Genomic DNA, 21,708 nt, shown 5'->3' on the forward strand with positions numbered 1-21,708 from the left:
AAATTAATAGCCCCCTATTTTTATTTTCCTTTTTATATGTCGATTGAGGTGACAAATGTGTAAAACCAAAATAGTGGCCACGCTAGGTCCAGCGAGTGAAAGTCGTGAAACACTGACTAACTTAATCAAAGCAGGCGCTAACATAGTCAGGCTCAACTTTTCGCATGGAACCGCACAAGAGCACATTGCACGTGCGCATTTGGTTCGTGAAATTGCAACCGAGCTAAACACTTATGTTGGAGTACTAGTGGATTTACAAGGCCCCAAAATTCGTATTTCTTGCTTTGAGAATGGTGCTATTCAACTCAATCAAGGGGAAGTGTTTACTCTGAGCGGAACACTCGACGCAAAAGCTGGCAACCAAGAAATGGTTGGCCTTGATTATCCAGAGCTAATTCAAGATGTGAACGTAGGCGATATTCTGCTGCTGGATGATGGCCGCATTCAGCTTAAAGTAAATCAAGTCGATACTAACGAGCAATGGATAAAAACAACAGTATTAAATAGCGGTAAATTATCTAACCGTAAAGGCATCAACTTATTAGGTGGCGGTCTTTCTGCACCTGCTCTTACCGCGAAGGACATTCAAGACATCGAAACCGCGGCAAAACTTCGTGCCGACTTCCTTGCTATCTCTTTCCCACGCAATGCACAAGATATCGAGTACGCTCGCAGCTTAGCGCATAGAGCAGGTTGCGATGCCAAGATTGTAGCTAAGGTAGAACGTGCCGAAGTAGTTGAAACCAAAGAAGCTATGGATGACGTAATTATCGCATCAGACATCATCATGGTTGCTCGCGGCGATTTAGGTGTAGAGATAGGTGACGCGCGATTACCGATGGTTCAAAAATCACTAATTAATCGCTCTAAGCATTGGGGTAAACCTGTGATCACTGCGACACAAATGTTGGAATCAATGATCGAAAACCCACTCCCTACTCGGGCTGAAGTGCTAGACGTGGCAAACGCGATTATTGATGGGACAGACGCTGTTATGCTCTCAGCAGAATCCGCAGCGGGTAAATACCCAATCGAAGCAGTCGAAGCTATGGTTCGTATCGCACAAGGTGCAGAGCACGAACTGGAATGTAACCACGACTGCTGGGATAGCCTTCAACATCTATGTTCTACCCCCGGTAAAAGCTTTGCGCTCTCATCGATGATTTCGGCTTCTCGCGCTCATCAAGATCTTGGCGTTGCGATTTTAACCCAACATGGAGAAACGCCGCTATTAATGTCTCGATGCCAGAGTAAGACTAAGATTTGGGCTCTTAGTGATAATCCTGCTTTACTTGCACAAATGACAATCCTGCGAGGAGTTGAACCTTTGCATTTCAAAGCTGCAGGAGCCAAAATCGAACTAGCACCGCAGATTGTAGATTGTTTACGCCAGAAGGCTCGCGAAGCTCATATCTCATCAATCTTAATGACTCAGCTGGATTCCATAGAAGGCATGGGGGAAATTAATGCCTGTCGCTTACTGAGCTTGAATATGACTTCTCACGTCAAGCCTGCCGAAGATATCGCGGCGTAGTCTTACCTCCCCCTTATTCAAGCTCGAACTTGAATTTTTCTCCCATAACTTGCTCCATAGGGACTTGACCTGCCACATGGCAGGTCTTTTTTATAGCACACGATATAACCAAACCTTTACATCCTCGTTAGATAAGGGACTTAAGTTAATGAAATTAAGGTCATAACTTGCTATTGTAGCTCCATTGTTATCACTAAAAGCGTGCCCCTTTGAACGAGAACACTCCTGTTGTTGAATTTAACAACGTAAACAAGTGGTACGGTGAATACCACGCCCTTAAAGATATTAATTTTTCAGTACACACCGGTGAAATCGTAGTTGTATGTGGCCCTTCTGGTTCAGGTAAATCCACACTTATCCGTTGTATCAACCACTTAGAATCTATTCAAGAAGGCGAGCTCAGCGTTTTCGAACAGCCAGCCGATTCTAAAATGCAGAAACCTGGCAAAGTGGGTATGGTGTTTCAACACTTTCATCTGTTTCCACACCTAACGGTTTTAGAAAATCTCACCCTTGCCCCTATTCGCACGCTTAAGCTTTCTAAACAAGAAGCGGAAAAGCGCGCCATGCAGTATCTCAAACGCGTTAACATCGAAGAGCAAGCCAACAAGTACCCCATTCAGCTTTCCGGTGGTCAGCAACAGCGTGTCGCAATTGCCCGTTCGCTTTGCATGGAACCTGACCTATTATTGTTTGATGAACCAACGTCTGCGCTCGATCCTGAAATGATCAACGAAGTATTAGACGTCATGGTTGAACTTGCACAAAGCGGCATGACCATGATTTGTGTGACTCACGAAATGGGTTTTGCGAAGAAGGTCGCGAATCGAGTGGTGTTTATGGACGAAGGGGAAATCATCGAGATGAACTCACCAATCGCACTCTTTGAGACACCACAGCACCCTCGCACTCAAGCGTTTTTAAATCAGATTCTGAGCTACTAGCCGATGGTATTTCGAATCCTAAAACCCGTTTTACAAGCCATATTACAAATCGCGATTCTATTGGTTGCGATCGTTTGGGTGCTCGATTCTGGAGCACAAGCGATGGGTTATCAATGGCAATGGGAGCGCGTGCCAGACTACATCGCCTTTTATGAAGATGGTGAGTGGTGGCCTGCAGAATTAGTAGATGGCCTACTCGTTACCCTAAAAATCTCTGCACTTAGTCTATTCTTCACCTTGGTTATTGGTTTCGTCACCGCGTTGCTGCGCCTGAGCAACTCCAAAGTAGGCAACGCGATGGGTACCGCTTATGTAGAGTTGATTCGCAACACGCCGCTACTGGTGCAGATTTACCTGCTCTACTTCGTGTTTGGCCCTGTTATTGGCTTAGACAGGTTCAGTACTGCGGTCTTAGCATTATCGCTTTTCCAAGGTGCTTACACTGCAGAAATATTCCGTGCTGGCTTAAACAGCATTCCAAAAGGTCAGTTTGAAGCGGCGAAGACCCTAGGGCTATCCCCTTTCTTTGCCTACAAAGACGTGATTCTTCCGCAGGTACTTCAACGTACTCTGCCACCATTGACCAATGAAGTGGTTTCTCTGATTAAGAACTCTTCAATCGTCAGTGTGATGGCAATATTCGACCTCACAACCGAGGCAAGAAACATCGTCTCTGAAACGGCGATGCCATTTGAAATCTGGTTTACTGTGGCAGCAATCTACCTTGCTCTCACATTATCACTTTCTGGCTTATCCGCTTGGCTGGAACACAAACTAGGAGCCAGTTGGCGCAAATTATAAGGAGATAACATGAAGTTATTCAAAGCGACCATTACTGCATTACTGGGGCTTGCGATTGCTTTACCTTCATTAGCCAATGAAGAAGCAGCAACACCAAACGTAGATCAAATTAAAGAGCGCGGCACGCTTCGCGTTGGTATGTCGACATTCGTACCATGGGCGATGCGTAATAAGCAAGGTGAGCTAATTGGTTTTGAAATCGACGTAGCAAAACGACTTGCTGCTGATTCTGGCTTGAAAGTCGAATTCGTACCGACAGCATGGGACGGAATTATCCCTGCTCTGTTGGCGAAAAAATTTGACGTTATCATTGGCGGAATGTCGATTACCCCTGAACGCTCTAAGAGCGTGCTGTTCACGGAACCTTATTCCCACTCTGGCGTTCAAGTCGCGGCAAACAAAGAGTTAGCCGAAGGCTTTAGTGAGTTTTCTGATTTCAACTCTCGCCGCGTGAAAATTGCCGCTCGTCGCGGTGCATTCACCGTTCAAGTTGCGCGCGAAACCTTCCCTAAAGCAAAGATCCTTCAATTCGATGACGATGCTCAAGCATTTCAAGAAGTCCTTAACGGAAATGCGCACGCTGTAATCGCATCAAGCCCAAAACCAGAGCACGAAGCGGTCAAACACGCAGACAAACTATTCATTCCATTTACAGAGCGTCTATCGAAAGGTAACGAAGCCTTTGCTGTTCGTTTAGGTGAGGAAGACAAAAAAGCCTTCTTCAACAAATGGATTGAAGCACGTACTCAAGATGGTTGGCTAGATGAGCGTTACGAATACTGGTTCTCAACGCTTGATTGGCAAGACCAAATTGCACAGGGTCAATAACGCCCCCAACGTTTGCAATAACTAAATACACCGACTCGTTTAGCGGGTCGGTTTCTTCTTTACTAACGGAGTCGAACCTTGAGCGGACAAACCACCTCTCGCGTTGCACCAACCAAATCTAATTCAGGCTTTTTCTTCAGCCGTTTTAACCTACTCGATTGGGTGCTACTGGCCATCTGTGCGTTTGTTGGGGTTTGGCTCTACCATCGTTCAACTGTTGGTGTTAATTACATCTGGCATTGGAAAGATGCGATTGATCTGTTATTCACACCCAGATCAGACGGTGGTTTACCATATTTTTTTCAAGGCTTAATTTCAACCTTACGCCTTAGCCTCTGGGGCATAACCTTTGCGCTGGTATTGGGTACCCTACTCGGTCTGGCACGCTTCTCAGATGCTGTCTGGTTGCGCACACCCGCCAACGCGTTTATTCAGTTGGTACGAAATATCCCACCATTGGTGTTCGTATTTATCTTCTATTTCTTTATTTCTAACCAGCTGATTCCGTTACTTGGGTTAGAAGATCTTCTTCGCAACTACCGTGGCGAACCTAACTCTATTCAACACTTCCTATTCGGCCCAGCGAATCTTTGGGAAAACTTGGCATCCGGCGTACTTTGTGTTGGTCTGCTTTCTTCTGCCTACATTGCAGAAGTGGTGCGTGCTGGATTACAGAGCGTTGATAAAGGCCAATGGGAAGCGGCAGACTCTCTCGGTCTTTCATCTTGGGTCAAATATCGCTTCGTCATTGCGCCACAGGTACTAAAAGCCATTACACCAGCGCTTGCAGGGCAAACTATTTCGTTAGTCAAAGACACCTCAATCGTCTCACTGATCTCAATTCAAGAAATGACCTTCGTCGGTACAGAAATGGCGAACTCTTCAGGCTACATTTTCGAAATTTGGCTCATTGTCGGCTTTGTTTACTTCCTGATTTGTTTCGGTCTATCAATGTTTTTTAGGTACATCGAGAAAAAATCGGAATCTATTTCAAATTAACTCAATAAGCCTCGCAATTCGATACCGAATGGGGTTTCAATAGAACCCTCATATTGTTACATTGAAAATATGAATAGCATTCGGTACATAGCATGGAGCTAACAAAACAATCTGATTATGAACGCTATATTCGGATTGACGAGAATGGAGAGCATTGTGTGCATCTTCATCAATTTGTCTTTAGAAGCGTATATCAGCCCATTTTTGACCACTCAAGAACACTGATTGGTATGGAGGCTCTCCTTCGTATCGAAACCGTAGATGGTGTTTCAATCCGACCAGACATCTTCTTCTCCGACAACAGTTGGGATAAGAGTTTCCGTCTTGCCGTAGAATTCCTAAGTCGCGCTATCCATATACGAAATTTTGCCAAGCACTTTGCTGGTTCTGGGGTTAAGTTGTTCTTAAACGTCATGCCTGCCGCCCTGCTCACACTAACCACCGATATGGGGTTCAAAGATACAGGGTTGCTTTATCAACGTTTGAAAGCCCTTAATATGGAGACGAGCGACGTTGTTTTTGAAGTAATTGAACAGCATTGTGAAGAAACAGAAAGCCTCATAAAAGCCGTCGAAAAGCTCAAAGCCAGTGGTTTCCTATTCGCGATTGACGACTACGGCGCCCAGTATTCCGACCAAAAAAGAGTTCTTCAACTCTGTCCTGATATTATCAAGATTGACCGTTCTTATTTATTAGAGTTCTGCAATGGTAACGAAGGTGCCGTCTTCAGCGCTATGGAGCTCGCACAGAATTTAGGCGCGAAGGTTGTGATTGAAGGCGTCGAGCAAGAGAATCAACTCGCTGCAATGCAAGCGCTCTGCGTAGACTTTTATCAAGGGTTCTATCTAGGAAAGCCGAAATCAATCCACCATTGGACAGCACAAAAAGCCAATGCCAAAGTTCTGCATTAAACGCATTATCGAAGATACAGATTAAATCGTTTTAGATACAAAAGCGCCGCCTAGGTTACTCACCAAGGCGGCGCTTTTCTGTTTACGTCGATTTTAATATCGAAAGGAAACGCTTAGAAGAAGTCGATGGAGTTACGACCACTCTTAGGATCGCGAACCGCTTGAGGCTTGTCCGCTTTCTTACCTTTCTTAGCTGACTGCGACAACGCTTCTTGCTGAGCTTTACGCTCTTTGTGTGCCGCTTTACGACCCGTCGATTTAGGGCCTTTAACGTTCGCTTTCTCGCTCTTTTTCGAGCGAGACTTTTCTTTGCGTGCTGCTTGCGCTTCTTTCTTCGCCTTCTTCTCTGCTTTTTGCTCAGCAGTTTCTGGCTCAGTCACTGGCGCATCACACACAACGACATAATATTCTTGGTTGAACTCGAAGAAATCACCGTCGTACATTTTGCGACGTTTACGCGTTTCTAGCTCACCATTTACCGCTACGTAACCTTCTTCGATGATGTGTTTTGCTTCACCACCGCCACTCACCAAGTTTGCGATTTTGAAAAGCTTGTACAGCTCAATTGGGTGCGCGTCAACGTCGATACCGATCGCTTCGATCTCAATCTCTTCGCCTTCTAAATACTCTTCGTGTTCGTAATCTTGGGTCATGTTCATTACTCATTTTTCTTGATGAACGGAGTTTAAACGGAATGCGTACAAATAGAAACGTGATCTTCACTCAACTTGTCCAATTGGGTATATACTCACCCAATAACTCCTTGAACGAGCGATATTTTGTCTAATAAGAACCACATTACCTTTGCCAGCGCCAACCTGTTTAACTTTATTGCTCCACCTGGTGCGTATTATGATTTCGAGAACATCTACTCACTCGATGATTGGCACGACAAACTCGCTTGGACCAAATCGCAATTCGAACAGCTCGATCCTGATGTCATTGGCTTACAAGAAGTATTTAGCATAGAAGAGACCAAAGCCTTCTTTGCCGAAATAGGTTACGAGTACTTTGCCACGGTCGACACGCCACATATCGAAGGCGATTACATCTACTCTCGCCCTGTTGTCGCTGTCGCCTCACGCTTTCCGATTGAAAGCTTTGAAGCAGTTACATTCGATAAAGAGACACTCAATTCCTTTGGTGAAATTGACGCGCCAACTTTCAGCCGCAAACCCGTTCGGGCAACCATTATTCACCCAATCATTGGTCATCTCTCTGTGTACGTCACACATTTGAAGTCACAACGCCCTGCAGACTCAGATACACCTGAACAAGCAAGCCGACCGATTGCCCGCTGGCTATCAACGCAACAACGCGGTTGGGAAGCAGCAATGCTGCGCGACGCCATGCAAAGGCAGTACGCATTGATTCCAATGCCGACAGTATTAATGGGGGACATGAACCAAGCCATCACTCCAACGAGCGTTAACAATGTTTTGACCGAACATTACGGTGACAGCGTCACTGACTTACAACTCAACGATGGCTGGGAGTTACAAATGTCACCGTCGCTAGAGTCACGACCGGCGACACACTACCATTTTGCCACAGGAAACGTGTTGGATTACATCTTACTGTCGCAGGAGTTTGATGCGCATGCCGATGTATCAATAGCGGAAGTCACGAACTACCAAGTGCTGGATTCGCACTTAATCAATCCGTCGTTTGAGAGAGATAAGAACGCCAGCGATCACGCGTTTGTGGCGCTGACGGTAGAAATTAAGCTTTAGCGTCAGTGTGACGCTTTACAATCTTACGCGGAATCAACTCTACACCCGCTTTATAGCGTTTCGCTGAAGCGTTAAGTGCAAGCTCCATTGCGCTGTCAGCAATCAGCTCAAATTGCTGTGGTAGCGAGTTGATTTTGATTGGCAGGAAGTCCAGTAAGCGGTTATCACCAAAGGTAGCCAAACGTACTTCGCCCATCAGTTGTGGCTTTTCTAACATCACGTCCAACACGCCTTCCAATAAAGTGTAAGACATCGTCACTACCGCATCAGGTAGTTGGCCTTTTGCAATCCACTCTTCCAGCACTTTCTTGCCTTCCTCACGAGAGAAGTGCTGGCCATAACCCACAAGCACCTTTTTCCCCTCTTGCTGGCAAGCAGAACGGAAACCCAGTTCACGCTCTTTAGAAACTTGAAGCTCTTCCAATGCGCCAATCAAACCGATGGATTCAATTTCCGAAGACAGCACCGATTCGGTAAGTTCAAATGCCGCATCGAAATCTTCACTGATCACACAACAAAAGTGTTCATCATCCATAGGGCGGTCGAGTGCGATAACTGGCGTGCCCGAGTTTTGCAGCTTTAAGTAATACTCACTGGCTGCTGGCATACTGCTGGCCACAAACAACGCATCAATGCGGCGACTAACCAGCGCTTCCGCGACCTTCTCTTCAGTTTGTGGATTGTCATCTGAGCAACCAATTAGAATCTGATAGCCCGCTTTACGCGAGTTCTGCTCAATCAGCTTTGCTAAACGTGCGTAACTGGTGTTCTCTAAATCAGGAATGATTAATCCGAACGAGCGTGAATTGCCTGCCCGCAGTGAAGACGCGGCGTGATCCGGCTTATAGTTGTATTGCTCGACTACCGCCATCACTTTCTTTTGGGTCTTCTCGCTAATGCGGTACTTCTGCGCCTTTCCGTTAATCACATAGCTTGCTGTGGTCTTAGAAACCCCAGCCAATTTTGCTATCTCATCCAGTGTCATATCGTAAGCCTTATTCTGTGCGCAGGATCATATTAATACATCAACGATCCTTCGATAAGTTGAATTATATGCTGAACCGATTCAGTATAAAAGCTGAAAGGATTCAGCAAAACTCAAAAATTGACGAGAATCACCAAAATCAAGCAATACAGTCTCCCTTTGCTAGGCTTTAAAAGCATTGAGACACTGAGTGTTTAAGTTTCGATTTTAAAAACAGTTTCGCTGAGTGTTTTAAAAAATTTGACCAAGTGCTGAATCGATTCAGTTTCTTATGTTCAGCAAATTGTTGTTAAGCAAAACCGTCTCGAATAGAGAAATGACGAACAAAGACACGTTCAGCAACTATAGATAAACGGCGTTACGCAAACAAAACACTGCGTAGCCAAGATGAATTAGAAATAGATACCTTAAGGCTGGAGAAGCACCATGCTTAAGCTAAGTAAGAACGACATTACCCTATCTCAATCCGCTACAGATAAGTTTGAAGCGATCAAAAACATCGCTCAAAGCCTGACAGACAAAGGTCTGGTTGAACAAGGCTATGTAGAAGGCATGCTAAACCGTGAAAACCAAAACTCAACATTCTTGGGTAACGGTATTGCGATTCCACATGGAACAACCGATACACGTTCAATGGTGAAAACCACGGGTGTTGCTGTTCACCACTTCCCAGAAGGCGTTGAATGGGGTGACGGCAATAAAGTATTCGTTGCTATCGGTATCGCAGCAAAATCGGACGAGCACTTAGGCATTCTTAAGCAGCTAACCAAAGTACTGGGTGCGGACGGTGTTGAAGCACGTCTACGTGATGCGAAAAGTGAAGACGATATCATCGCCCTACTTCATGGTGATGTTCAACTCGAAGCGGATTTCGATGCATCTTTGATTCAGCTTCAGTTCCCAGCAAGCGACATGGTTCAAATGAGCGCGGTTGCGGGCGGCCTACTTAAAAACACAGGTTGTGCTGGTACAGAGTTTGTAGCTGACCTAGTAACGAAAACACCGACGCACCTTGGCCAAGGGCTATGGCTAGTTGGTAGCGATAAGCAAGTCACTCGCACTGGTGTTGCTTTTGTGTCAACCGCCAACTTCTGTGAGTTTGAAGGCGAGAAAGTTCGCGCTCTAGTCGCTTTTGCTGCTTGCAACAACGCACATCAATCTATCTTAAGCACAATTTCTAAGCTTGTGTTTAACAATGAACACAACAAACTACTTGATGCGTCTGCTGAACAGATTCTTGCGCTATTCAAAGGCGAAGAAATGGCTACTGAAGCGGCTGAAGATGGCAATACAGCGGTCTTCAAGATCAAGAATGCTCACGGCCTACACGCTCGTCCAGGTGCAATGCTGGTTGCTGAAGCGAAGAAATTCGAATCGAACATTCGAGTAGCAAACCTTGACGGTGATGGCAAAGCGGTAAATGCGAAGAGCCTAATGAAAGTTATCGCACTTGGCGTGAAACACGGCCACCAGCTTCAATTCTCTGCTGAGGGTCCAGACGCTGCACAAGCGCTTGAGTCAATCGGTAACGCAATCGCATCTGGTCTTGGCGAAGGTTAAGGGGCGAGAAAATGACAGCATTGAAAACAAACAAAGTCGTTACCATCACGCTTAACCCTGCCCTTGATCTAACAGGTTCGCTGGACTCAATCAAAGTGGGTTCTGTCAGCCTAGTTGAAAAGAGCAACCTACACGCGGCTGGTAAAGGCGTAAACGTAGCGAAAGTACTGAGCGACCTAGGTGCAGACGTAACAGTTACGGGCTTTCTTGGCAAAGACAACCCAGAGCTGTTCCACCAGCTATTTAGCGATATCAAGGTTAAAAACGAGTTCGTTGAAGTAGAAGGCGCAACTCGCATCAACGTGAAATTGGTTGAAGCAGATGGCCAAGTGAGCGACATCAACTTCCCTGGCGTTCAAGTTACGGCAGAAGAAATCGCGCGCTTTGAAGAAACCCTATTCCGCCTTGCAGAAACACACGATTACTTCGTATTGGCAGGTAGCCTACCGGGCGGCGTTACTGCAGAGCAATGCGCGGCATGGATTGAAAAGCTGCATCAGCAAGGTAAGAAAGTCTTATTCGATAGCAGCAAAGCAGCGCTGCGTTCGGGCATCGACGCTCACCCTTGGTTGATCAAGCCAAACGATGAAGAGCTAAGCGACTTTGTTGGCGAGCACCTAACCACACCAGAGCAATGCCAAGCAGCAGCACAGACGCTAAGCGACAAAGGCATTGAGAACATCGTGGTTTCTATGGGTGCAGACGGCGTGATGTGGCTGAACCAAGGCGAATGGTTGCGTGCTCAACCACCACGAATGAATGTTGTAAGCACCGTTGGCGCAGGCGATACGCTTGTGGCTGGCTTGTGCTGGGGTCACATGCAAGTGATGCCGAAAAACGATTTACTGCGCTTCGCTACCGCGCTTTCTGCCCTAGCAGTAAGTCAAGTTGGCGTTGGCCTAACCAGTCAGGAAGAACTGGAGAACATTAAGCTCCAAACCGAAGTTACCGAGCTTTACCCTAATACGAACTTAGACAAAAACTAAGGAACAGAAGGTTATCAGTATGAATATTGCCATTATTACAGCTTGTCCAAGTGGTGTTGCCAACAGCATCATTGCGGCAGGCCTACTAGAACAAGCAGCAGCTAAGTTGGGTTGGAACGCTAAGATTGAATGCCAATCAAACGTGGTTGAACCAACACTGCTAACAGACGCTGACATTGAACAAGCAGAAGCGATCGTAATTGCGGCTAACACTCCAGTTGATACTTCTCGTTTCGTAGGTAAAAAAGTCTACCAAGCAGATATCAGCACCGTTGCAAAAGACGCAATGGCTTTCCTACAGACTGCGGTTGAAAACTCAGCAACACTAGAGCAAGCAACCACAGTTACGGCACAAGTAGCATCACCAGCAGAAAGCGGATCTGCAACGAAGAAGATCGTTGCGATCACAGCATGCCCTACGGGCGTTGCACACACTTTCATGGCAGCAGAAGCGCTAGAAGAAGAAGGCAAACGTCGTGGTCACCAAATCAAAGTGGAAACGCGTGGTTCAGTAGGGGCAAAAAACCAACTGACTGACCAAGAAATCGCAGACGCAGATCTAGTGATCATCGCAGCCGATATCGAAGTGCCTCTAGACCGCTTCAACGGCAAGAAGATGTACCGTACTAAGACTGGTCCAGCTCTTAAGAAAACGGCTGAAGAGATGGACAAAGCGTTTGAACAAGCAAGCGTATACCAACACTCTGGCTCTTCTAGCGCATCATCAGCAACAGAAGAGAAGAAAGGCGCATACAAACACCTAATGACAGGTGTATCGCACATGCTTCCTGTTGTGGTTGCAGGTGGTTTGATCATCGCCCTATCCTTCGTATTTGGTATCGAAGCATTTAAAGAAGAAGGCACGTTAGCAGCAGCACTGATGAACATCGGTGGCGGCTCGGCATTCGCTCTGATGATTCCAGTTCTTGCTGGCTACATCGCCTTCTCTATTGCTGACCGTCCAGGTCTGGCTCCGGGTCTTGTGGGCGGTATGCTTGCTAGCTCAACTGGTGCAGGTTTCCTTGGTGGTATCGCAGCAGGTTTCATTGCCGGTTACGCAGCGAAGTTCCTAGCCGACAAAGTAAAACTTCCACAATCAATGGAAGCGCTTAAACCGATTCTGATCATCCCATTCGTGGCGACACTGTTCACGGGTCTGGTGATGATTTACATCGTAGGTGGCCCGGTTTCAGGCATCATGAACGGCCTAACTGACTTCCTAAACAACATGGGTTCTGACAGCGCAGTTCTACTGGGTATTATCCTTGGCGCAATGATGTGTTTCGACCTAGGTGGTCCAGTAAACAAAGCTGCTTACGCATTCGGTGTGGGTCTATTGGCTTCACAAACTTACGCACCAATGGCGGCAATCATGGCGGCAGGTATGGTTCCTGCGCTTGGTATGGGCCTTGCGACATTCCTTGCTAAGAACAAGTTTGAGCAAAGCGAGCGTGAAGCGGGTAAAGCATCATTCGTTCTTGGTCTGTGCTTTATCTCTGAAGGTGCAATCCCATTTGCAGCGAAAGATCCAATGCGTGTAATCCCATCATGCATGGCTGGTGGCGCACTAACAGGTGCTCTATCTATGCTGTTTGGCGCAAAACTAATGGCACCACACGGTGGTCTATTCGTACTGCTAATCCCTAACGCAATCTCTCCAGTACTGATGTACTTGGTAGCAATTGCAGCAGGTACAGCGGTAACGGGCTTCACTTACGCGTTCCTAAAGAACAAATCAGAAGCGAAACAACAAGCTGCAGCTTAATCGCAAACAGCGATTAAATAACAGTTAACAATGCCTCCCTCGATTTGGCATTCGACACCTCCCTCTAGCCTCGGCTTTGGGAGGTGTTTTTTATTGTGCCCTAGTAACCTCGAAAGCCTTACGAAAACAAACACCATATCGCGTACATGAGCACCTAAAACAAAGGGCGAACGCTTATAATAAGTGTTCGCCCTTTTCTTGTTTAACAAGTCGATTTATTGCATCGGTACCGATTCGATATCCACATCCCCACTGTCGATATTGACCGTGGCCTGATACACACTGTGTGGGTCTCCATAATGCTTAAACGTGAAGTGGTATATATTTGCTGGCGTCCAGATCTCTTTATCATCCGCAGGCAAAATATCGTAACCATCTTGTTGGTACAGCTCTGTCGCCATTACATAAGCAATAGCAGCTTGTACATTGGTATCACGATCAACCTTAGGCTCTAACGACGGATTACTTGGGTAAGACTCACCATTAAAGCTCATTTGGCGGTATGCACCGTTACTCCACACAATAAAGTCTTGCCAACCATTGCTGTAGCTGTCTGCTAATACCACGGGCGTTCTCGTCACTGACATGCGATTGATCACCTTGCCACTGTTATCGAACATGTAGGCTGCACAACCACCACTTCCGCAGAAGTAACGATCTTGAAGAAGGACAAAGTGCTCTGCTGAACCATCGCTGTTCAAATCAGCAGACCCAGTCATGTATCGGATCTTGTCAGTCTCCAAAGAAAGCCCCTGCGGCATCAAAACGCTTTGGTCAATCCAAGTCGCAATGGTCGCTGCATCGGCGCTTTTTACCTCAACAGAGGCTTGGGAGTCAGCATTATCGGTAGAAATGCCGTCTGTAGAAGAACAGCCAATAAGCGTTAGTGAACCTAAAAGGAAGAGTCCTTGTAATCCGCGATTGTTCATTTGCGTTCGCTCTTATATTGATGAATTAACATAAGTATACCCATGATTGCTCAATCGCTTGTAAGAAAATCATAAAAATCAGCAAGGTGTGCATCAAACCACCAGCCCTCCTTTTCGACTTTATCTTCTTCTCGTCTCTGTCTTCTTCCTCTCGTACCTCGATTCTCGTCCCTATACGCCAAGATCAAAAAAAGCCCTGAGGAAAGTCCCCAGGGCTAGGCAGGAATCTGACAATAATAAAAGCCAGGAAGTCCCTTATGCAGTGGTTGGTTTGATCTTAAACAGAATTGCAAACATGACTGGGACAACAATCAACGTAAGCACTGTAGCAAAACCAAGGCCTGCCATAATCGTAATTGCCATTGAGCCAAAGAACGCATCGAACACCAATGGAATCATACCCAGAATCGTTGTTAGTGCTGCCATGCTTACTGGACGTACGCGGCTAATTGCACTGTCAACAATCGCTAAGTAAGGATCCTTGCCCGACTCTAGCTCAAGGTTGATTTGGTCTAGAAGTACGATACCGTTTTTCAGAATCATACCGCTCAAACTCAATAAACCAAGGAACGCGGTAAAGCTGAATGGCATGTTAGTGGTTAACAAACCAAACGAAACACCGATAATTGATAGCGGAACCGTGAACCAAATAACCAGTGGCTTCTTAAGTGAGTTAAACAGCAGCATCGTAATGATGAACATCAACAAGTAACCCATCGGCAGTGAGCCAAACAGACCTTCTTGTGCATCTTTCGATGATTCGTATTCACCGCCCCACGTAATTTCGTAGCCTTCAGGAATGTGCAGCGCCATTACTTTCGGTTGTACACGTGCAAACAAGCTTGCCGCGGTATCGTCACTCAGCACATCGTGGTCAGCCAATACCGTTAGAGTACGCTTACGGTCACGACGTTGGATCAACGGCTCTTCCCAATCTAGCTTCACACCATCAATTACTTGATCTACCGGGATGTACGTTTGTAGAGACGGACTCCAGATATTCACGTTCTGCAGTGACTCAAAGTCCACACGTTCTGCTTCTGGCAAACGAGTAACGATAGGCAGCGTGTGGGTACCATCACGTAGGAAGCCAAGTGCACTACCGCCAAACGCCATCTGTAGCGTGCTTGAAAGATCCTCTTTTGAGATACCCAAGCGACGTGCTTTTGATTCGTTAAATACCGGCACTAACTCTTTGGTGCGCTCACGCCAGTCGTGGCGAATGTTACGAGCACCTGGGTCGGTATGCAAAATGTCTTCGACTTGTACCGCTAGGTCACGCAGCACTTGTGGATCTGGGCCAGTAATGCGCGCTTCAATCTTAGACGCTGGCGACGGACCAAATTCCATCAGTTTGAACTGGAATGTAGGCTTATCAAACGTCTTAGCTAGGCTGTCATCCAACTTATGTAGAAGCTTGAACATGTTCTCACGGTCGGTAGTACGAACTTGGAACTGCGCGTAGGCTTCATAGCTCTTCTCCGGTTGATAAGTCAGAGCAAAACGTTGCAGACCTTGACCAATCGATACGGATACAAAGTCGATATCATCTTGAGTGCGAATGTAGCTTTCAACTTCTTCCGCTTTCTTGATGGTCTCGCGAATGTCTGTGCCTTCAGGCATCCACATATCAACGTAGAACATCGGCGTGTTTGACGGCGGGAAGAACTGTTGTTTCACACTACCAAACGCAACCACAGCACCAACTAGCAGCGCGACCATGCCTGCTACCGTTAACCAACGGAAACGAAGCGCAAGTTTAAGAGACGCACCAAACGCGACGAACAACCAACCTTTGTATGGGTCTTCGTCTTCTGCATCTGCGTTCTTGTCTTCTTCTTTCAATAGAAGATCGGCTAGGAATGGCGTTAGCGTAATCGCCGTAATCCAGCTCAAGAATAGCGAGAAACACAGAACCCAGAACAGAGAGCCCATGAACTCACCAGTCGCATCTTGTGACAGACCGATAGGCGCAAACGCGGTAATAGCAATGACTGTCGCACCAAGCAGCGGCCACTGAGTTTGTTTCACGATATCTGTTGCCGCTTGAACTTTGGTTCGTCCTTTCTTAAGGCCAACCAATATCCCCTCGACCACCACGATGGCGTTATCCACCAGCATACCGAGTGCAATGATCAGCGCGCCAAGTGAGATACGGTGCAGTTCAATGTTGTTGTAGTTCATCAAGATGAAGGTACCGAATACCGTCAACAACAGCACCAGACCGATGATCACACCACTGCGTAAACCCATGGTGAACAGCAGTACGATGATTACGATAGCAACAGCTTCTGCCAAACTAATAACAAACGCTTTTACTGAATCGTCTACTTCTTGCGATTGGTTGTAGAAGTAGTTCATATCGATACCGGCTGGCTTGATGGTCTCAAGGCTTGCTAGTTCTGCTTCAATACGTTGACCGACTTCTACTACGTTTACGCCAGACGCAAACGAAATACCAATGTTGATTGCTTTCTTACCGTTGTACAGCAGCACATTACCCGGCTTTTCTTGAATGCCACGGCTGATGGTTGCAACGTCTTTCAAACGGATCAGATTACCTGTGTCACGACCATGAATAATCAGGTTCTCTAGCGCTTCTACGGTGTTTAACGTACCGCTTGGGCGAATAATGAGGCTCTCGCCGTTTACCATTACCTCGCCTGCAGAAACCACATTGTTCTGTTGGTTCAGTAAGCCAGAAATCACGTTCATGTCGAGGTTCAGAGCCGCTAAGCGATCCAATGAAATCTCAACAAACAGCATATCTTGTTGGTCGCCAGCGATGTCAACTTTACCCACGCCATCGATCAGTTCGAGTTCACGCGTGAGCTGGTCTGCGTAACGTTTCAGTTCTACATAATCGTAGTCATCACCCGTTAGCATCAGCATTACGCCGTACACGTCACCAAAGTCATCAATGATTTGCAGAGATTGAACGCCTTGGGGCAAAGTTGGTTGCAGATCGTTGATTTTACGGCGCATTTCATCCCAGATTTGCGGCAATTCATCCGGACCGTAGTCCATCTTCATGCTCACCATAATCTGTGACATTCCACTTGAGGACGTCGACGTAATCTTATCGATATAAGGCAGCTTACGAATCTCTTTCTCAAGCGGATACGTCAGCTCTTCTTCTACTTCTTTAGAAGTCGCACCAGGATAAGTCGCAATCACCATCGCATCTTTGATGGTAAATGCCGGGTCTTCCAATCGACCAAGTTCTAGGAACGACGTCACACCGCCGATCGCTAGAATAACGATGAACAGCCAGCTGATGACTTTGTTCTTAATTGAGTATTCAGCAATGCTCATTATTGTTGTTTCTCCACCACATCCACATGCTTACCTTCGCGCAGTTTGCGTAAGCTGGAATTCACTAATACATCGCCTTGAGCAACACCTGATGACACAATCGCACCTTCACCATTAACTTGGTCGATGGTTACTTCCACTTTAGTGACAGTGTCACTATTTAATTTCCAGACGAAAAACTCACCATCTTGATTGCCCGCTTGTAATGCAGTCATTGGGATGTTGTAGCCATCAATAGAAGTAATGCCCGCAGCCACCATGTCTACTGCAACGCTTACGCTAGTACCCGGCAGAATCTCTTCCTCAGGTTGTGGCATGGTTAAATACATCTGGTAAGTTTGCGTTTGAGCATTTGGCTCACTGGTGTGCTCCAAGTAATCCAACGCATAAGATTTCGCGTCACCTGAGAACGTTGCTTGCGGTTGGTAGCTCATGCTTTGTGTATTTGGGTTTACCATCGCAAGCACGTTGTCTGACAGCTCGATACGAACGTAAACTTTGTCGCTTTGGTACAGGTTTAAAACCGGTTCACCAATCGCAACACGCTCAAAGCGCTCTTTGAATACATCAGAAACCTTGCCCGCAAACGGGGCAAACAAACGCGTGTAGTTCAGTTGGTTAGTTGCGTTGTAAAAGTTTGCTTCCGCCAGCTCTTTGTTTGCCGTTAGTTCATCCAGCTCCGCTTTAGAAATCATTTGGCGGTTATGCAGCTCTTCACCACGTTTAAGCTGACGAATCGCTAGCGTGTATTGCGCTTCTGCATCGTTTACCGCTTGCTTCTCTTTGCTGTCGTCTAGTTTGGCGATCATCTGGCCTTCTTTAACCGTGTCACCCGCTTTAACTAGCACATGCTGAACTTCGCCTGCGCGACGGAATGCAATTGGCGTTTGTTCCGCAGGCACGACTTGGCCTTTGAATGTGCGGTATTGGCTTTTTACTGGAACATCGACAGCAACCGTAGAAACATACAAAGGCTGCTCTGCGGCCACTTCGTCTGTGCTGTTACAACCGGTGAGTACCGCCAGTGCGATAGCCGATACTGTGAATAATGAACGTTTCATTAGATACCTTCCTCACGAACCCAAGCTTTCACTACTTGGCCTTCCACTAGGCGTTCAACACCTGCAATAACAACGTAATCATTCTTATCCAGACCCGACTCAACAGCACCGTTCGCATTTAGTGACAAGGTCACTTTATTCACTTGCTGTGTATCGCTGTCCATTACCCAAACTTCACCATGAGCGGCATCTTTCGACACCCAAGCCGCATTTGGCAGCATCATCGCGTTCGACACGTTTTGCTTCGCAATGTGTACTTGGCCCGTCATGCCAGTTAGCAAGTTACGATCAGAAGGACGAGTAATGGTCACGATCGCTTCGTAGCTGTTGGTATCGGCATTGGGTTGAGTAGAAATTTCTTTGAATTTGCCTTGGATGCGGTTGTTTGGTTCGCTGTCCATCGTCACCCACATCTCTGCGTCTTTAAGCGAGTTCAATGACACTGCTTCGGCGTAAGTTACAGGCAAAGTAAACGACACGTCCAAAGTGGTGTTGTCGATTAGGTTTAGGATTTCTTGCTTAGCAGCGACCACTTGGTATGGCTTCACGTAGGTATAAGACACCACACCATCAAACGGCGCATGAATCTCTGTGTAGCTCAAATCGGTTTTCGCTTGCTCTAGATTTGCCAGTGCCGCTTTGTATTGCGTTTCTTGTTGGTCGTAACTGTCTGTACTAATCAGCTTCTTGTTGTACAAACTTTTCGAGCGTTCCCATTGGGTTTTCGCTAATGCGTACTGCGCTTGTGATGCATCAAGAGCTAATTGCAAGTCTTTTGGGTCTAGCGTTGCAAGTACATCGCCCTGCTTCACCTCTTCGCCCATTCTCACGATCAACTTCTCAATTTCGCCACCTACCTGAAATGAAAGTTGGGCTCTGTACGTTGCATCTATTCGTGCAAGGAATGCATCGGAATCGGCAACAGTCAGATCATTAACAGCAAGTAATTTTACAGGTTTGATTAATGGCTCAGACGGTTCTGATACGGCTTTGTTACACCCTGTCAGCATCGTGGCGAGGCTCAATGCCACCGCTGCTCCGACAAATGTGCGCTTTAAGTATTGTTTTCGCACTGGCTTTCTCCATCGACTTTATATTTACTACACAGGTGTGCAGTATATGTATAACAAAAAAATGATCAACATATTTTCCACGTGGATAATAAAATAATTAGGCAAACTGTCCGGTTTCTGGTAAAAATAGGCGCGTTGATTAATATTCGGGAAAATTCGAACTATGACAGAAAGAAAGCAAGGCCGTAGAAGTGCTGAAGCCGCTGAGCAAACTAAGTGCCTGATTCTAAGAGTCGCGGCAGATATGTTCTGTGAGTTAGGGTACGAACGTGTCTCGCTTCGAAACATCAGTGAGAAAGCTGGTGTGTCCCATAGTTTGATTCGCCACCACTTCGGTAGCAAAGAGAAGATCTGGCAAGCCGTCAGTGATGGCATGGACGAATTCATGCAAAGCTACATGGCGCAGTTGGTAAGCGAAATGCCAGCGAATACGCCATCGAATCAAAAAATCTACTTGTTCATGGTAAGAATGCTGGCGTTTGCACTCGTTAACCCGCACCCAGTTCAAATGATTGCCGATGCGATTCGCCAAGGCGACGATGCATTGCTGCAATACTTCTTAAGATCAAAAGATGAGTTCGCGGCGATCTTCACTGACCTCTTTGCTGACTACAACGTGGAATACCCAGAGCATCGTATTGATCAATGGGAATCAAAGTGGCAAATGCTGGTGTTTGCACATGGTGCGATTAGCCTAGCGCCTATGATGCAAGAGACGTGGCCAGAAGATGCAGACAATCGCGAGAAAATGCTGATCAACCACTGGGAATTGTTCAACACCATCATGGCAAGTCAGTTTAGCGTGAACAAAGAAGACATGATTCACCCAAGCAAACTGAGTGAAGTTGTGATTGAGATGTGTTGCCCTATCGAAGAGCTCACCGCATAAGTTGAGCTTTCAAAAGAACATAAAAAATGCCGAGCACTGAGCTCGGCATTTTTGTTTGTGCTTGTCGCTTCAGAGAGGAAACTTAATGGAACCTACGTTCTGATGGTTAGATTCCTAGTCTCGCCTAGTTTCAGCTGGTCTCGCTGAAATGACGAGCCTTATTTAACTCTCTAAATCAATGAAATAAGCGAATTAACCACGGTAGTAGCGTTGTGGTACGAACGGCATTTTTTCTACCGTCATTGGTAGCATCTTGCCACGTACTTCTGCAAACAGCTCTGTACCGATAGCCGCTAGATCGGCACGTACGTAACCCATTGATACAGGCTTACCTGCGTTAGGGCCTGCTGTACCACTGGTTACCACGCCAATCTTGTTACCATCTGCATCGAACAGCTCTGCGCCTTCACGAACTGGCGCTTTGGTTTGACCAACCAAGCCAATACGCTTACGTGCAACGTCTTTCGTTTCGATCTGCTTAAGAATGATGTCAGCACCTGGGAAGCCACCTGCACGCTCGCCATCAGCGCGACGTACTTTTTGGATACCCCATAGTAGGCTTGCTTCAACAGGCGTTGTTGTTGTGTCTAAGTCATGACCGTACAGACACAGGCCACATTCAAGACGAAGTGAATCACGAGCGCCAAGGCCAATCCACTCGACTTCTTCTTCACCTGTGAGTTTACGAGCCAGCTCATCTGCTTTGTCCGCAGGAACCGAGATTTCGTAACCGTCTTCGCCAGTGTAACCACTACGAGAAACAATGCACTCAACGCCTAGTAGCTCAACCTTGCGAACGTCCATAAACAGCATCTCAGCTACTTCAGGAGCAAAACGCGCAAGCACTTCTGCCGCTTTAGGGCCTTGAATCGCAAGCAGTGCACGATCATCAATGATTTCTAGCTCAATGCCAGATGGAAGGTGCGCTTGAAGGTGGGCAATGTCTTGTTCTTTACATGCAGCGTTTACAACCACAAACAGATGATCGCCAAGGTTAGCCACCATCAAGTCATCCATGATGCCGCCCTGTTCGTTAGTAAAGAAAGCGTAACGTTGCTTGCCTGCGCCTAGGTCAACAATATCCACTGGAACCAGAGTTTCTAGGAATGCAGCTGCACCGTCACCAATCAAACGAAGTTGACCCATGTGAGAAACATCGAACAGACCTGCTGCATCACGTGTGTGTAAGTGTTCTTTCTTTACGCCTAGTGGGTATTGAACTGGCATGTCGTAACCCGCGAACGGGACCATCTTTGCGCCTACTTCAACATGAAGTGCATGCAGTGGTGTTTTCAGAAGTTCTTGAGTCATTTTCGTCTCCATTTAGATAGACCCGAGAATGCTGTCGGCATTCAATGTGTTTCCAATAATAAACACGCTTGATTCAATTTTGCA

Annotated in this window: 18 protein-coding genes; 11 read left to right on the forward strand and 7 right to left on the reverse strand. The window is 46.5% G+C overall.

What is annotated here, in order from left to right:
• Positions 1–55 precede the first annotated feature (55 nt).
• From pyk to KIV41_RS17440, 6 genes are all read left to right on the forward strand, one after another.
• Complete coding sequence (gene pyk / locus KIV41_RS17415) at positions 56–1,534, forward strand: pyruvate kinase (protein ID WP_285337132.1); 1,479 nt, start codon at positions 56–58, stop codon at positions 1,532–1,534.
• A gap of 209 nt (positions 1,535–1,743) precedes the next feature.
• Positions 1,744–2,478, forward strand: coding sequence for an amino acid ABC transporter ATP-binding protein (locus KIV41_RS17420; RefSeq protein ID WP_171307069.1), 735 nt, complete (start codon positions 1,744–1,746; stop codon positions 2,476–2,478).
• A gap of 3 nt (positions 2,479–2,481) precedes the next feature.
• Positions 2,482–3,279 (forward strand): amino acid ABC transporter permease, encoded by a 798-nt coding sequence (locus KIV41_RS17425; protein WP_045385167.1) that lies wholly within the window; start codon positions 2,482–2,484, stop codon positions 3,277–3,279.
• Positions 3,280–3,288: 9 nt separating this feature from the next.
• The gene (locus KIV41_RS17430) at positions 3,289–4,107 is read left to right on the forward strand and encodes a transporter substrate-binding domain-containing protein (RefSeq protein WP_045385164.1); all 819 of its coding nucleotides are present in this window, start codon (positions 3,289–3,291) and stop codon (positions 4,105–4,107) included.
• A gap of 78 nt (positions 4,108–4,185) precedes the next feature.
• On the forward strand, positions 4,186–5,106 hold the full coding sequence (locus tag KIV41_RS17435) for an amino acid ABC transporter permease (protein ID WP_285337135.1): 921 nt from the start codon (positions 4,186–4,188) through the stop codon (positions 5,104–5,106).
• A 92-nt stretch (positions 5,107–5,198) separates the two neighbouring features.
• Positions 5,199–6,017, forward strand: coding sequence for an EAL domain-containing protein (locus tag KIV41_RS17440; protein WP_285337137.1), 819 nt, complete (start codon positions 5,199–5,201; stop codon positions 6,015–6,017).
• Between the two features lie 113 nt (positions 6,018–6,130).
• Here the strand turns inward: KIV41_RS17440 and KIV41_RS17445 are convergent, their stop codons facing one another.
• Complete coding sequence (locus tag KIV41_RS17445; RefSeq protein WP_045385158.1) at positions 6,131–6,670, reverse strand: RNA-binding S4 domain-containing protein; 540 nt, start codon at positions 6,668–6,670, stop codon at positions 6,131–6,133.
• Positions 6,671–6,796: 126 nt separating this feature from the next.
• Between KIV41_RS17445 and KIV41_RS17450 the strand changes: the two genes are divergently transcribed.
• Positions 6,797–7,750, forward strand: a complete 954-nt coding sequence (locus KIV41_RS17450) for an endonuclease/exonuclease/phosphatase family protein (RefSeq protein ID WP_285337140.1) — start codon at positions 6,797–6,799, stop codon at positions 7,748–7,750.
• Here KIV41_RS17450 and cra read toward each other — a convergent pair.
• The gene (cra, locus tag KIV41_RS17455) at positions 7,740–8,735 is read right to left on the reverse strand and encodes a catabolite repressor/activator (RefSeq protein WP_285337141.1); all 996 of its coding nucleotides are present in this window, start codon (positions 8,733–8,735) and stop codon (positions 7,740–7,742) included. The two genes, KIV41_RS17450 and cra, sit on opposite strands and share 11 nt — an antisense overlap.
• A 426-nt stretch (positions 8,736–9,161) precedes the next feature.
• On the opposite strand from cra, the gene fruB reads away from it, so the two are divergent.
• Genes fruB through fruA form a run of 3 tightly spaced genes read left to right on the forward strand, consistent with a single transcriptional unit; the run spans position 9,162 to position 13,046 of the window.
• Entirely contained in the window at positions 9,162–10,295 is a 1,134-nt protein-coding gene (gene fruB, locus KIV41_RS17460; protein ID WP_285337142.1) for a fused PTS fructose transporter subunit IIA/HPr protein, read from the forward strand.
• A gap of 11 nt (positions 10,296–10,306) precedes the next feature.
• Positions 10,307–11,281, forward strand: coding sequence for a 1-phosphofructokinase (gene pfkB / locus KIV41_RS17465; RefSeq protein WP_285337143.1), 975 nt, complete (start codon positions 10,307–10,309; stop codon positions 11,279–11,281).
• Positions 11,282–11,300: 19 nt separating this feature from the next.
• Positions 11,301–13,046: a PTS fructose transporter subunit IIBC gene (gene fruA, locus KIV41_RS17470; RefSeq protein ID WP_285337144.1), complete on the forward strand. Its 1,746-nt coding sequence runs from the start codon at positions 11,301–11,303 to the stop codon at positions 13,044–13,046.
• Between the two features lie 215 nt (positions 13,047–13,261).
• Here fruA and KIV41_RS17475 read toward each other — a convergent pair whose 3' ends face one another.
• The 4 genes from KIV41_RS17475 to KIV41_RS17490 all read right to left on the reverse strand — a co-directional run bounded on the left by KIV41_RS17475 (position 13,262) and on the right by KIV41_RS17490 (position 19,424).
• Entirely contained in the window at positions 13,262–13,975 is a 714-nt protein-coding gene (locus KIV41_RS17475; RefSeq protein ID WP_285337146.1) for a hypothetical protein, read from the reverse strand.
• A 255-nt stretch (positions 13,976–14,230) separates the two neighbouring features.
• Entirely contained in the window at positions 14,231–17,290 is a 3,060-nt protein-coding gene (locus KIV41_RS17480; RefSeq protein ID WP_285337147.1) for an efflux RND transporter permease subunit, read from the reverse strand.
• Positions 17,290–18,351 (reverse strand): efflux RND transporter periplasmic adaptor subunit, encoded by a 1,062-nt coding sequence (locus KIV41_RS17485; protein ID WP_285337149.1) that lies wholly within the window; start codon positions 18,349–18,351, stop codon positions 17,290–17,292. The genes KIV41_RS17480 and KIV41_RS17485 overlap by 1 nt, the downstream gene beginning before the upstream one ends.
• A complete protein-coding gene (locus KIV41_RS17490; RefSeq protein WP_005441951.1) occupies positions 18,351–19,424 on the reverse strand; it encodes an efflux RND transporter periplasmic adaptor subunit in 1,074 nt (357 codons plus the stop codon). The genes KIV41_RS17485 and KIV41_RS17490 overlap by 1 nt, the downstream gene beginning before the upstream one ends.
• 163 nt (positions 19,425–19,587) lie before the next feature.
• Between KIV41_RS17490 and KIV41_RS17495 the strand changes: the two genes are divergently transcribed.
• Positions 19,588–20,313, forward strand: a complete 726-nt coding sequence (locus KIV41_RS17495; protein ID WP_005441953.1) for a TetR/AcrR family transcriptional regulator — start codon at positions 19,588–19,590, stop codon at positions 20,311–20,313.
• A 192-nt stretch (positions 20,314–20,505) separates the two neighbouring features.
• Here KIV41_RS17495 and gcvT read toward each other — a convergent pair whose 3' ends face one another.
• The gene (gcvT, locus tag KIV41_RS17500; protein ID WP_039976794.1) at positions 20,506–21,624 is read right to left on the reverse strand and encodes a glycine cleavage system aminomethyltransferase GcvT; all 1,119 of its coding nucleotides are present in this window, start codon (positions 21,622–21,624) and stop codon (positions 20,506–20,508) included.
• Positions 21,625–21,708 lie beyond the last annotated feature (84 nt).

The sequence above is a fragment of the Vibrio sp. D401a genome (genome assembly GCF_030248515.1).
GTDB lineage: Bacteria > Pseudomonadota > Gammaproteobacteria > Enterobacterales > Vibrionaceae > Vibrio > Vibrio rotiferianus.

Excerpts from the sequence above, each read along its gene's own strand:
- fruA (WP_285337144.1), top strand. The coding sequence starts at position 11,301 with ATGAATATTGCCATTATTACAGCTTGTCCAAGTGGTGTTGCCAACAGC.
- pyk (WP_285337132.1), top strand. The coding sequence starts at position 56 with ATGTGTAAAACCAAAATAGTGGCCACGCTAGGTCCAGCGAGTGAAAGT.
- KIV41_RS17495 (WP_005441953.1), top strand. The coding sequence starts at position 19,588 with ATGACAGAAAGAAAGCAAGGCCGTAGAAGTGCTGAAGCCGCTGAGCAA.
- KIV41_RS17430 (WP_045385164.1), top strand. The coding sequence starts at position 3,289 with ATGAAGTTATTCAAAGCGACCATTACTGCATTACTGGGGCTTGCGATT.
- KIV41_RS17480 (WP_285337147.1), bottom strand. The coding sequence starts at position 17,290 with ATGAGCATTGCTGAATACTCAATTAAGAACAAAGTCATCAGCTGGCTG.
- cra (WP_285337141.1), bottom strand. The coding sequence starts at position 8,735 with ATGACACTGGATGAGATAGCAAAATTGGCTGGGGTTTCTAAGACCACA.
- KIV41_RS17425 (WP_045385167.1), top strand. The coding sequence starts at position 2,482 with ATGGTATTTCGAATCCTAAAACCCGTTTTACAAGCCATATTACAAATC.
- KIV41_RS17485 (WP_285337149.1), bottom strand. The coding sequence starts at position 18,351 with ATGAAACGTTCATTATTCACAGTATCGGCTATCGCACTGGCGGTACTC.
- pfkB (WP_285337143.1), top strand. The coding sequence starts at position 10,307 with ATGACAGCATTGAAAACAAACAAAGTCGTTACCATCACGCTTAACCCT.
- KIV41_RS17440 (WP_285337137.1), top strand. The coding sequence starts at position 5,199 with ATGGAGCTAACAAAACAATCTGATTATGAACGCTATATTCGGATTGAC.
- KIV41_RS17445 (WP_045385158.1), bottom strand. The coding sequence starts at position 6,670 with ATGACCCAAGATTACGAACACGAAGAGTATTTAGAAGGCGAAGAGATT.
- KIV41_RS17475 (WP_285337146.1), bottom strand. The coding sequence starts at position 13,975 with ATGAACAATCGCGGATTACAAGGACTCTTCCTTTTAGGTTCACTAACG.
- fruB (WP_285337142.1), top strand. The coding sequence starts at position 9,162 with ATGCTTAAGCTAAGTAAGAACGACATTACCCTATCTCAATCCGCTACA.
- gcvT (WP_039976794.1), bottom strand. The coding sequence starts at position 21,624 with ATGACTCAAGAACTTCTGAAAACACCACTGCATGCACTTCATGTTGAA.